This window comes from Acinetobacter minutum, from assembly GCF_035916735.1.
Classification (GTDB): domain Bacteria; phylum Pseudomonadota; class Gammaproteobacteria; order Pseudomonadales; family Moraxellaceae; genus Acinetobacter.
Genome location: NZ_JAQIHG010000006.1, coordinates 44,945 through 56,949, shown reverse-complemented (window position 1 = coordinate 56,949; position 12,005 = coordinate 44,945). Strand labels below are relative to the sequence as shown.

Below are 12,005 nucleotides of genomic sequence, written 5' to 3'. Positions count from 1 at the left end.
GCCTTCATAGAAATCGCCATTTTGGTCAGACCAATATAAGTTTTGATTTGAATTAAACCTGTTGGAAACGTTTTTATAGTAGAATTAGCCAAATAAAAGATCAATATTGGTCTGATTAATTTATTATTGGTCTTACCGATTATCAAGAAATTATTCATATAAAATCTTGCAGCAGTCGAAAAACCTTGAAAATTAATTCTTGTTTTTATTTGTTTTTTTCGCTGATCAATCTTCATAGATCGGCAAATTACAACTTTAGTCGAATAAACCTCAGTATTCGATCTTTTCAAATCAACCTTTGTGAAATTAAGTCCTAAACATTTCTTCTAGCAATTGTGCTTATGTGAGTGAATTCTCATTTCGAGTGACTGGTTTTCTTCTTTTTATTTGAGTTTCATAAGCCGATCTGGATTTCAGCGTATACTTGGCACCCCCACAAATCGTGCCTTTGAATGGCACACTATCCTTTGTGGCTTCGACTGTTCGTTTGCTTGAGAATTACTATGCTCATCCGTTTTGCACTTAAACTCAGCCTGGCTACGTTGATTTGTCTCTCCCCTGAACTATTTGCAAATACGACGGTCAATCAGGCAACACTCAGCAGTTATGACTATGACAATGAGATTTTCCACCCAGTTCGGGCTGAACATGGCATGGTGGCCTCCGAACATGAAATCGCCAGCCAGGTCGGCCTGGACATTCTGAAACGCGGTGGCAATGCGGTCGATGCCGCCGTTGCCGTTGGCTTTGCCCTGGCAGTGGTCTTACCGCATGCTGGTAATCTGGGCGGTGGCGGTTTTCTGGTGCTGCATGATGTCAAGTCTGGTCAAAATATTGCGCTGGATTTTCGTGAAATGGCTCCGCGTCATGCGTCACGGAATATGTTTCTCGATGAAAATGGCAATATTATTGCCGGAAAATCGCTGTATTCACATGACGCCATTGGCGTACCTGGTACAGTCGCGGGCCTGGAATATGCCCTGAAAAAATGGGGTAGTCTGCCCCTCTCGGAAGTGATCTCCCCAGCAATTCAACTGGCAGAACATGGCATTCCGGTCAGCCATTCTTTGGCCAAAATGCTGAATGCAGCTCAAGAGAAATTAGGCAAATGGCCCAGTTCACGCGCTATTTTCTTTCAGGAGGATCGGCCTTTACACTATGGCGAACGTTTAGTTCAGCAGGATTTGGCGCATTCCTTGCGATTGATTAGCCAACAGGGTAGCCGTGTGTTTTATCGCGGAGAAATTGGCGGCAAAATCATTGCACAAATCCAAGACCATCAGGGCATCATGCAAAAAAGTGACCTGCGTGCCTATAAAGTGGTCGAACGTCAGCCCATCATGGGCAATTATAAAGGCTATCAAATTGTCACCATGCCGCCGCCAAGTTCCGGCGGTATACATGTAGTGCAGATGCTGAACATTCTGGAACAGTTTCCGCTACAGCAATGGGGTGCAAATAGTGCCCAGACCCTGCATTATCAGACCGAAAGCATGAAACTGGCCTATGCCGACCGGTCTCAATATCTGGGAGACCCTGATTTTGTGCATGTGCCTGTGAAAGGCCTCAGTTCAAAGCGCTATGCCCAGACTTTAGCGAAACGCATTTCAGCTGAATATGCCACACCATCGAGTCGCATTCGCCCGGCCAATCCTCTGCCTTATGAAAGTGACCAAACCACCCATTATTCTGTGGTCGATCAACAAGGCAATGCGGTTTCGGTGACCTATACCCTGAATTTTAATTTTGGCAGTGGCATTGTCGCGGCCGGTACCGGCATTTTACTCAACAATGAAATGGATGATTTTTCAGCCAAAAATGGTGAGCCAAATGCCTTTGGCCTGATTGGCGGAGATGCCAATGCAATTGCACCACGTAAACGTCCACTGTCTTCAATGACCCCCACCATCGTGTTAAAAGACCAAAAAGCCTGGCTGGTCACCGGCAGTCCGGGAGGCTCCCGAATTATCAGTACCGTGTTACAAACCCTGATCAATACGATTGATTTTCAGATGAATCCGGCTGAAGCAGCAGCTACACCTCGGATTCATCATCAGTGGTTACCTGATGAAATTCGTGTGGAAAAAGGCATCAGTGCCGACACCCTCGAATTATTAAAACAAAAAGGTCATAAGATTGTGCAGAAGTCCACCATGGGCAGAACCCAGACCATCCAAATTCTGCCAGATGGCATCTATGGCTATTCTGATCCGCGTAATCCGGATGGGGCAACACTCGGATATTAAGGCTGAACAGTAACAAACCTCATTGGTTTGTTCTGAGCCAAAAATATATTCACAGAAATTTGACTGCTCCCTTTCTAAGATGCGAACCTGCATAAAAAATGGAAGGGTTAGATCATCATGCGCTTTGGTTTAATTCTCGGTGATCAACTCAGTCATCAACTGGCGACCTTAAAACATCTGGACCGCAGTCAGGATGTGATTTTAATGGCCGAGGTGCTGGAAGAAGCGAGTTACGTACCACACCATCCGCAAAAAATCGCCCTGATTTTTAGTGTAATGCGCCATTTTGCCAAGGAACTCAGAGCACAAGGCTGGAAAATCCGTTATCAGGTCTTTAACCGACAAAGTCCAATACAAAGCCTGCTGGATTTTGTCCAGCATCAACAGCAACGCTATGCCGCTGATGCCTTGCTGATCACCCACAGCGGAGAATACCGTTTACAACAACAGATCGAACAGCACTGGAGCAAGACTTTAGGCATTCCGGTGCACTGCCTAGAGGATGATCGTTTTTTTTGCAGCTTGCAGCAATTCCAAACTTGGGCCAGCAAATATAAAAGCCTGCGCATGGAATACTTTTACCGTGAGATGCGCAAGCAGAGCGGCTATCTGATGCAGAATGGTCAGCCGATCGGAGAAAAATGGAACTATGACAGTGAAAATCGCAAACGCTGGTCGGGTCAACCCGCTCTCCCACCATCACTGACCTTTATACAAGACCAGATTGATCGTGACGTGATGCAGTTGGTCAAAACAGAATTTTCCCATCATCCCGGGCAGATCGAAACTTTTCGTTGGGCCACCACGCGTGAACAGGCGTTGCAGGCACTGGCGCATTTTATTCAACACGCTTTACCTTCTTTTGGTGATCATCAGGATGCCATGGTTTACGGTGAGGACGATCTGTTCCATAGTCGCCTTTCGCCTTATCTGAATTGTGGTCTGCTCACCCCACGTGAAGTCTGTGATGCTGCTGAGACAGCGTATTTGCAGGGGCATGCGCCGTTAAATGCGGTTGAAGGTTTTATCCGGCAAATTTTAGGCTGGCGTGAATATGTGCGTGGCATTTACTGGCTGAAAATGCCGGAATACGCCCAGCTCAACGCGTTACAGTCTTCACGGTCTTTGCCTGGCTATTATTGGACTGGAAAAACCAAAATGGCCTGCATGGCAGAAGCTGTACGCAATACCTTGCAGCATGCCTATGCTCACCATATCCAGCGGCTGATGGTGACGGGTAATTTTGCCTTGCTCAGCGGATTGGATCCCGAAGAAGTCTGTCAATGGTATCTGTCTGTGTATGCCGATGCTTATGAATGGGTCGAGCTCCCCAATACTTTAGGCATGGTGCTCTATGCTGATGCGGGCGTGATGGCCAGTAAACCTTATGCTGCTTCTGGCAATTACATTCATAAAATGTCGGATTATTGCCGACATTGTCATTACAACGTAAAGACAAAGACAGCACAAGACAGTTGTCCTTTTAACAGCTTGTACTGGCATTTTCTGAACACCCATGCCGCACAACTGAATTCAAATCCGCGCATGCGCATGATTTACCAAGGTTTCGAGCGAATGCCACCCGAGGAAAAACAGGCCATTTTGCAGCATGCCGAACAGCTTTTAGCAAATCTTGAAGATTTATAGGCGACCACATTGCTTCCGGCATAAAAATGCCACCCGAAAAGGTGGCATATGATCTATTCTTTACCCATACGGTGCGCTAGGCTTTCACCGCCATAAAACCCTGATAGTTCATCACCTGCATATACGGCTGCACCCGATCAAATCCGGCTGCGCTGAGCTGCGCAGCATATTCTGCTGAAGAGACCAGCGCAAAATCATCTTCCAGACGTTCCAGCATTTTGCTGGTTTGTGCACTGGTTAAACCATTATGCTGACACAGTAACTGCAAGGCACGTAACTGGTCTTGATGCTCTACCTCAGTCAGATCATAGGTCATCAGCAGCGCATTTTTTTTCAGAGTTTTGGCAATATCCTGAAAAAATTTCGGCTTTTCTTGATGCGGAACAAAATGTGCGACCAGAATGGCAATCGCGGCGTCAAACTGCATGCCTTCGTGTAGCACGGAGGTATCGCCATGCAGAAAACGCACATGCTTCAGTTCATGCTGTTTGGCGATATCGTGTTTGGCTTTTTCCAGCATAGTGAGCGAAGGATCAATCGCAGTGAAACGCCAGCAAGGATGCTTTTGCAGCAAATACTGCAATTCATAACCGGTCCCACAGCCCACCACTAAAATATGCGGATGCATTTTATCTTCAAGGCGACTTTCCAAAATCGCGTTGACCTGCTGGTGAATCAGTTCATAGCCTGGGATCAGTTTACGGATATGCTCATCATAGCTGTCCACCACTTTAGGATTCACAAAATCTTTTGCCATTTTTATTGCTCTGTTGCATGGGTGTTTTTAGATAAGTGTTTAAAAAATAATATCTTGTATCTAAGCCATGGCGTCAACAGCAAGCTGAGAAATGGTCGTTCTAGCTTTTTCTACTTGCAATCCTAATTTTTTGAATAATTGCTGGTCCTGGCCTGCACCACTGTTTGGTGTGGTTAGCAGTTTTTCTCCCGAAAATAGAGAATTGGCACCGGCCATAAAGGCCAGGGCCTGATCTGAATCACTCAGGGATTCACGCCCAGCCGATAAGCGGATATAACTCTGCGGCATCAGGATACGCGCTACAGCAATGGTACGAATCCATTCTGTCACATCGAGTTTTTCAACATCGGCCAATGGTGTGCCTTCAATCGGAACCAGCATGTTGATCGGCACGGACTCCGGATGAATCGGCAGTGTTGCAAGTTCATGTAACAGACCAATACGGTCCTGACGGTTTTCACCCAAGCCCACAATGCCACCACTACAAACTTTCAGTCCAGCCTGACGCACATGTTCCAAAGTATTGAGGCGGTCATCAAAACTGCGGGTACTGATGATATGGGAATAATACTCACGCGAAGTATCCAGATTATGGTTGTAATAATCCAGTCCGGCATCTTTCAGGCGCTCAGCCTGTGAGGCATTCAGCATACCCAGGGTCATGCAGGTTTCCAGTCCAAGGGCTTTGACCTCTTTGACCATTTCCAGCACATACGGCATATCACGTTCATGCGGATTGCGCCAGGCTGCACCCATACAAAAACGCGATGAACCGGAAGCTTTGGCGGCCTGGGCTTCTTGAATAACTTTTTCCACCGCAATACGTTTTTCAGCTTCTAGCTGGGAGTCATAATGCGCAGATTGCGAACAGTATTTGCAGTCTTCCGGGCATTTTCCGGTTTTAATGGAAAGCAAGGTGCTGACCTGGATCTGATTGGGCTGGAAATGTGCACGATGGATTGTTTGGGCCTGAAACACCAGGTCCAGAAAAGGCTGTTCATATAACTGCTGGATTTCATCACGTGTCCAGTCATTTTTTTGCTGCATATTCTTTCCTTGAATATCTATGGTGCTGATTAAAATTTGGACTCCCCCTTTATTCTGTAGCGGTCACTACAAAAATAAAGGGATCGTTCAAGAACGCTGGAGGCCGAGTTATGCAACCTCTTCCAGATTCAGTTCCTTGCGCATCAATTCACGTAATTTGAATTTTTGTGCCTTACCGGAAGTGGTCATTGGAAACTCGGTAAAGAAACGTACATAGCGTGGTACCTTGTTGTGTGAGATATGCTCGGCACAATAACGGCGGATGCTTTCTTCAGTGCAGTTATGATGTTCATGCAAGATAATGCAGGCACAGAGTTCTTCTCCATAACGTGCATCTGGTACACCCACGACCTGTACATCGCTGACATCCGGATGGGTATAGAGGAAATCTTCGATTTCTTTCGGGAACAGGTTTTCACCGCCACGAATCACAATATCCTTGATCCGCCCTTTGATTTTGACAAAGCCTGCTTCATCCATTTCAGCGATATCACCGGTATGCATCCATTTCGCAACGTCGATAACTTCTTTGGTTTTGTCTTCGTCTTCCCAGTAACCCAACATCACCGAATAGCCACGTACACAGAGTTCGCCGAGTGTGCCCCGTGGCACCACTTTACCCTGCTCATCCACAATCTTGATTTCCAGATGCGGATGAACCCGTCCGACCGTACCGACACGACATTCTACTGAATCATCGATATGCGTCTGTGCACTCACTGGCGCGGTTTCAGTCATGCCATAGCAGATAGTAATTTCTGACATATGCATGCGTTCCATCACGCGCTGCATGATTTCACGTGGGCATGGGCTACCGGCCATAATACCGGTACGCAGGCTGGACAGATCGAACTCGTCAAAGCGTTCCTGCTCCAAAATGGCAATAAACATGGTCGGAACGCCATAGGCCGCCGTACATTTTTCCTGCTGAATGGTTTTCAGGGTTTCCAACGGATTAAACACTGCCGCTGGATAGACCATGGTCGAACCATGGGTCAGACAAGCCAAGTTGCCCATCACCATACCAAAGCAGTGGAATAGCGGCACAGAAATACAGACACGATCCTGTGGGCTAAGATGGATCGCTTCACCGACAAAATAACCATTATTCAAAATGTTATTGTGGGTGAGCATGGTGCCTTTCGGATTACCAGTGGTGCCGGAAGTGAACTGGATATTGATGGTTTCATCAAATTGCAATTCATCGGCAATACTGGCCAGATCATCAAGCTGCTTCTGGTTTGGGGTGACCAGCAGGTCATCAAAGCGATGGATACCTGGATGTTCCTGCTGGTCAATCTTGATCACATGTTTGAGATGCGGAAGGCGTTCTGAAAACAGTACTTTATTGGCTGCATGTGGCAACTCGGGTGCCAGTTTGGTCAGAATCGCCTGATAATCGGTGCTTTTAAATTGCGAATCAATGACCAGGCCTTTACACGACACTTTGTTCAGCACATATTCCAGCTCATTGCTTTTATAAGCCGGATTCAGGTTGACCAAAATAATACCGGCTTTGAAAGCCGCAAACTGGGTAATCGTCCATTCCACACAATTGGGAGACCAAATCGCCAGACGGTCTCCTTTACGTAGTCCTAATTTAAGCAGACTACAAGCAAAGGCATTCACCTGTGCCTGCAACTCCTGATAGGTCAAACGCTTATTCTGGTGCACGCTCACCACTGCATCGTTTTGCGCGTACTGCTGACAAGCCTGATCGAACTTCTCACCAATGGTCATACCCAATAAAGGCTGACTGCTTGCACCGTAGGCGTAACTTAAGCGTAATTGTGTCATTGAATCACTCTCCTTGATTCTTTGTAATTCTGTTTTTTTACTGCACTTTAATTTTTTTGTTGTCGTGACTATCTTCCAAACAGTCGCAAATCCCTTTTGTGCTGGTTAAATCGAATTTTCCTCCTGTACGCTGACTGCATTTACACAAAAATCGGCGATCTGTTTTACAAAATAATCCCTGTAAGACGGATCAAACATGACATTACGAGAAGGATTTAAAGGTTCAATCACCACAAAAGTCATGGCACCGACCACGCATAAAGCTGCGGTGTTTAAATCCTCAAATCCGAACTCACCGGTCACTTTCCCTTCGGCAAGAATCTCTTTAATGCTCTGCTTAATGATCTGCTTACTACGAAAACGCTCATGTTCAATTGCCGGATCAACTGGCTCGAACATGAGTGAATACGATAGTTGAGGGCTATTCAATGCACGTTTCACAAACGCCGTTACTGCCTTGTGCAATTTTTGTTTCGGTGCCAGCGGCCCCGTCGCGATAGCATTAATAATCTGCACCTCGAGGGTAATCGCATCCGATAACACTTCAATCAGCACTTGGCTTTTGTTTTCAAAGTAACGGTATACCAAACCACTGGAGACTCCAGCACGTTCAGCAATCGCTTGGATCTGTGCATCCTTGAATCCTCCTTGAGCAATCAATTCACGCGCAGACTGCAAAATAGCTTTGCGATTCTGCTCCATTCTTTCTTGCATCAATGACGATCGTTTATAGCTGCTCATAGCTTATTCTCAACTAGCTAAAATGAATTGTAAATCATTTTGTGAATTTTAGTTCACTTTTTCAAAAAAAATATGTATTGTAAAAATCAAGCACAACAAAAATGCTTATGGACAACAAATATAACCCCCAGGATGAATCAAGAAATGAATCTAAAAAGCTTAAATTTCGGTCTCGATGAAACATTAATCGCGCTTCGTGATTCGGTTTCTGCTTTCTGCGCAAAGGAAATTGCACCGATCGCCCGCCAAGTGGATCATGACAACCTGTTCCCGGCTCACCTCTGGAAAAAATTTGGTGACATGGGATTACTCGGTATGACTGTCAGCGAAGAGTATGGTGGCACCAACCTAGGTTATTTGGCCCATATTATTGTGATGCAGGAAATTTCCCGTGCATCTGCTGCGATTGCCTTGTCTTACGGTGCGCATTCTAACCTATGTGTGAACCAAATTAACCGAAATGGTAATGAAGAACAGAAACAACGTTTCCTGCCGAAACTGGTTTCTGGTGAATACGTGGGTGCACTTGCGATGTCTGAACCGAATGCCGGTTCAGATGTGGTCAGCATGAAACTGCGTGCCGAGCAAAAAGGCGACAAATTTATCCTTAACGGCTCAAAAATGTGGATCACCAATGGCGGTGATGCCGATGTATTGGTGGTGTATGCGAAAACTGACATCAATGCGGGACCGAAAGGCATTACTGCCTTCCTGATCGAAAAAGACATGCCGGGCTTTAGCCACGGTTCACACCTCGACAAACTCGGCATGCGTGGTTCGAATACCTATCCCCTGTTCTTCGATAATGTTGAAGTGCCAATGGAAAACGTCCTTGGTGGTATCGGTAATGGCGTGAAAGTGCTGATGAGTGGTCTGGATTATGAACGTGCCGTATTAAGTGCAGGTCCACTGGGCATCATGGATGCCTGTATGGATGAAGTGATTCCGTACATTCATGACCGCAAACAGTTTGGTCAAGCCCTCGGTGAATTCCAGTTGATGCAAGGCAAGATTGCCGACATGTACTCGACCTGGTTGGCGTGTAAAGCCTTGGTTTATGCGGTGGGTGCAGCCTGTGACCAGGTCGATCATGACCGTGGTCTGCGTAAAGATGCGGCCAGTGCCATCTTGTATGCAGCTGAAAAAGCCACTTGGATGGCAGGTGAAGCGATTCAGACCTTGGGCGGTAATGGTTATATCAATGAATACAATACCGGCCGTCTCTGGCGTGATGCCAAACTGTACGAAATTGGTGCCGGCACTTCCGAGATTCGTCGTATGCTGATTGGCCGTGAAATTTTCAATGAAACTGCTTAATTCCAGATAATAACGAACATAACAAGGAAGTTTCTCTATGAATCAATTACAAAGCAAAATAAATATTCGAAGCGAAGACTTCAAAACCAACCAGCAGGCCATGCAGACGCTGGTGGATGATCTGAAAAATGTCGCGCAAAAAGTCGCTTTAGGTGGTGGCGAAGTCGCGCGTGAAAAACATCTAGCACGTGGCAAACTGTTACCGCGTGAGCGTATTGATCATTTAATCGACCCAGGCACGGCATTTCTGGAAATTGGTCAACTGGCGGCTTATAAAGTGTATCAGGATGATGTGCCTGCTGCTGGCGTAATCGCCGGTGTCGGACAAGTGCACGGGATCACCTGCATGATCGTAGCGAATGATGCCACGGTTAAAGGCGGTACTTACTACCCGATGACCGTAAAAAAGCATTTACGTGCGCAAGAAATTGCCGAACAGAACCACCTACCCTGTATTTATCTGGTGGATTCGGGCGGTGCTTACCTGCCACTGCAGGACGAAGTATTCCCGGATCGTGATCACTTCGGCCGCATTTTCTACAATCAGGCGCGCATGTCAAGCCAAGGCATCGCTCAGATTGCTGTCGTAATGGGCAGCTGTACCGCGGGTGGCGCTTATGTTCCTGCAATGTCGGACGAAACCATTATTGTGCGCAATCAGGGCACGATTTTCCTTGGTGGCCCGCCTTTGGTAAAAGCCGCGACCGGTGAAGTGGTGAGCAGTGAAGACCTCGGTGGTGGCGATGTACATACCCGTCTGTCCGGTGTAGCGGATTATCTGGCGGAAAATGACCAACATGCGATTGCGATTGCGCGTAATGTGGTGGCCAATCTGAATAAGAAACGTCAGCAACTGGATGAAAACATCGAAGCACCGCTTTATGATGCCAAAGAATTGTATGGTGTGGTGCCAAGCGATGCCCGTAAACCGTTTGATGTACGTGAAGTGATTGCCCGTATTGTGGATGGTTCACGATTTGACGAATTTAAGGCACGCTTTGGCTCAACCCTAGTGACTGGCTTTGCCTCTTTATATGGCATGCCGGTGGGGATTATTGCCAACAATGGCATCCTGTTCGCGGAATCGGCACAAAAAGGCGCGCATTTTATTGAACTGTGCACCCAGCGCAATATTCCATTGCTATTCATTCAGAACATTACCGGCTTTATGGTCGGACGCCAGTACGAAAATGAAGGCATCGCCAAGCATGGCGCCAAACTGGTGATGGCCGTCGCTAATGCTAATGTGCCAAAGCTGACCCTAATCATTGGTGGTTCGTTTGGTGCCGGAAACTATGGCATGTGCGGTCGCGCCTACTCTCCACGTTTCTTGTGGACCTGGCCAAACTCGCGTATTTCGGTGATGGGGGGCGAACAGGCGGCGAGCGTACTGTCCACCTTAAAACGCGATCAGATTGAGCAGCGCGGTGAAAGCTGGTCGGCTGAGCAAGAAGACCAGTTTAAACAGCCGTTCCGTGACCAGTTTGAAAAGCAAGGCCATCCGTATTATGCCTCTGCCCGCCTGTGGGATGACGGCGTGATCGACCCGGCACAAACCCGTCAGGTACTCGGTTTAAGTCTGGCAGCAGCCTTGAATGCGCCAATCCAGCCAACCAAATTCGGCGTGTTCCGCATGTAAGAGGTGCAAGATGAGCTATCAATTTTTACAACTCGAACAGCGCGACCAAGTAGTCTATGTCTGGCTGAACCGTCCGGAACTGCACAATGCCTTCAATACCCAGGTAATTGAAGAACTATATGACTGTTTTACCCAGTTGAATGAGCGTGATGATGTGCGTGTGGTGATTCTGGCGGGTCGTGGTAAAAGTTTCTCTGCGGGCGCTGATCTGAACTGGATGAAACAAGCCGGCCAAGCCTCACAGGCAGAAAATGAAGCGGATGCCTTAAAACTGGCCAACATGCTGCACAGTTTGGCGACCCTGAAACAGCCGACCATCGCCCGCGTGCAAGGTATTGCCTTTGGTGGTGGCATGGGTTTGGCTTCTGCCTGTGATATCTGTATCGCCAGTAGCGATGTCAAGTTTGCCACGTCAGAAGTACGCTTAGGTCTAGCGCCTTCAACTATCAGCCCGTATGTGATCCGTGCCATTGGTGCGCGTCAGGCCTCGCGTTATTTCCTGACAGCTGAACGTATTTCAGCACAACAGGCACTGAATATCGGTTTGGCACATGAAATCGCGCCAGCGGAAGAGCTGGACCAGAAAGTCGATGAAATGGTGCAGGCATTGCTACTGGGTGGCCCGGATGCACAGGCAGCTTCAAAACAGCTGATCCAGCTGGTTGATCAAAACGAATTGACACCGGAACTGCGTCTACAGACTGCACAACATATTGCCCATGTACGCCAAGGATCTGAGGCGAAAGATGGCTTGAATGCCTTTTTAAACAAACACAGCCCGGCGTGGATTCGTCCATCGGCATAACAACAATAA

The 12,005-nt window shown here is 47.2% G+C and carries 9 protein-coding genes; 5 read left to right on the top strand and 4 right to left on the bottom strand.

The genetic code is table 11. The features are described 5' to 3' along the window. The first annotated feature begins 503 nt into the window (after positions 1 to 503). Together ggt and PAE54_RS04335 are read left to right on the top strand one after the other, a co-directional pair. Positions 504 to 2,246, top strand: a complete 1,743-nt coding sequence (gene ggt / locus PAE54_RS04340) for a gamma-glutamyltransferase (protein ID WP_326518570.1) — start codon at positions 504 to 506, stop codon at positions 2,244 to 2,246. A 117-nt stretch (positions 2,247 to 2,363) separates the two neighbouring features. Continuing rightward, positions 2,364 to 3,893, top strand: a complete 1,530-nt coding sequence (locus tag PAE54_RS04335; RefSeq protein WP_326518569.1) for a cryptochrome/photolyase family protein — start codon at positions 2,364 to 2,366, stop codon at positions 3,891 to 3,893. A 76-nt stretch (positions 3,894 to 3,969) separates the two neighbouring features. On the opposite strand, the gene PAE54_RS04330 is transcribed toward PAE54_RS04335, so the two are convergent. The 4 genes from PAE54_RS04330 to PAE54_RS04315 form a co-directional block, all read right to left on the bottom strand. Continuing rightward, entirely contained in the window at positions 3,970 to 4,650 is a 681-nt protein-coding gene (locus PAE54_RS04330) for a class I SAM-dependent methyltransferase (protein WP_326518568.1), read from the bottom strand. 60 nt (positions 4,651 to 4,710) lie between these two features. Next, the gene (gene bioB, locus PAE54_RS04325; RefSeq protein WP_326518567.1) at positions 4,711 to 5,697 is read right to left on the bottom strand and encodes a biotin synthase BioB; all 987 of its coding nucleotides are present in this window, start codon (positions 5,695 to 5,697) and stop codon (positions 4,711 to 4,713) included. 108 nt (positions 5,698 to 5,805) lie between these two features. Continuing rightward, a complete protein-coding gene (locus tag PAE54_RS04320; protein WP_326518566.1) occupies positions 5,806 to 7,494 on the bottom strand; it encodes an AMP-binding protein in 1,689 nt (562 codons plus the stop codon). Between the two features lie 105 nt (positions 7,495 to 7,599). Next, positions 7,600 to 8,235, bottom strand: a complete 636-nt coding sequence (locus PAE54_RS04315) for a TetR/AcrR family transcriptional regulator (RefSeq protein WP_273779247.1) — start codon at positions 8,233 to 8,235, stop codon at positions 7,600 to 7,602. 144 nt (positions 8,236 to 8,379) lie between these two features. Between PAE54_RS04315 and PAE54_RS04310 the strand changes: the two genes are divergently transcribed. From PAE54_RS04310 to PAE54_RS04300, 3 genes are read left to right on the top strand one after another with little or no spacing between them, the layout of a single operon-like run. Then, positions 8,380 to 9,552, top strand: coding sequence for an isovaleryl-CoA dehydrogenase (locus tag PAE54_RS04310; RefSeq protein WP_273779248.1), 1,173 nt, complete (start codon positions 8,380 to 8,382; stop codon positions 9,550 to 9,552). A gap of 37 nt (positions 9,553 to 9,589) precedes the next feature. After that, entirely contained in the window at positions 9,590 to 11,191 is a 1,602-nt protein-coding gene (locus PAE54_RS04305; RefSeq protein WP_326518565.1) for a carboxyl transferase domain-containing protein, read from the top strand. 10 nt (positions 11,192 to 11,201) lie between these two features. Next, positions 11,202 to 11,996: an enoyl-CoA hydratase/isomerase family protein gene (locus tag PAE54_RS04300; protein WP_326518564.1), complete on the top strand. Its 795-nt coding sequence runs from the start codon at positions 11,202 to 11,204 to the stop codon at positions 11,994 to 11,996. The last annotated feature ends 9 nt before the right edge of the window (positions 11,997 to 12,005 follow it).

Excerpts from the sequence above, each read along its gene's own strand:
- PAE54_RS04300 (WP_326518564.1), top strand. The coding sequence starts at position 11,202 with ATGAGCTATCAATTTTTACAACTCGAACAGCGCGACCAAGTAGTCTAT.
- PAE54_RS04315 (WP_273779247.1), bottom strand. The coding sequence starts at position 8,235 with ATGAGCAGCTATAAACGATCGTCATTGATGCAAGAAAGAATGGAGCAG.
- ggt (WP_326518570.1), top strand. The coding sequence starts at position 504 with ATGCTCATCCGTTTTGCACTTAAACTCAGCCTGGCTACGTTGATTTGT.
- PAE54_RS04305 (WP_326518565.1), top strand. The coding sequence starts at position 9,590 with ATGAATCAATTACAAAGCAAAATAAATATTCGAAGCGAAGACTTCAAA.
- PAE54_RS04335 (WP_326518569.1), top strand. The coding sequence starts at position 2,364 with ATGCGCTTTGGTTTAATTCTCGGTGATCAACTCAGTCATCAACTGGCG.
- PAE54_RS04320 (WP_326518566.1), bottom strand. The coding sequence starts at position 7,494 with ATGACACAATTACGCTTAAGTTACGCCTACGGTGCAAGCAGTCAGCCT.
- PAE54_RS04310 (WP_273779248.1), top strand. The coding sequence starts at position 8,380 with ATGAATCTAAAAAGCTTAAATTTCGGTCTCGATGAAACATTAATCGCG.
- PAE54_RS04330 (WP_326518568.1), bottom strand. The coding sequence starts at position 4,650 with ATGGCAAAAGATTTTGTGAATCCTAAAGTGGTGGACAGCTATGATGAG.
- bioB (WP_326518567.1), bottom strand. The coding sequence starts at position 5,697 with ATGCAGCAAAAAAATGACTGGACACGTGATGAAATCCAGCAGTTATAT.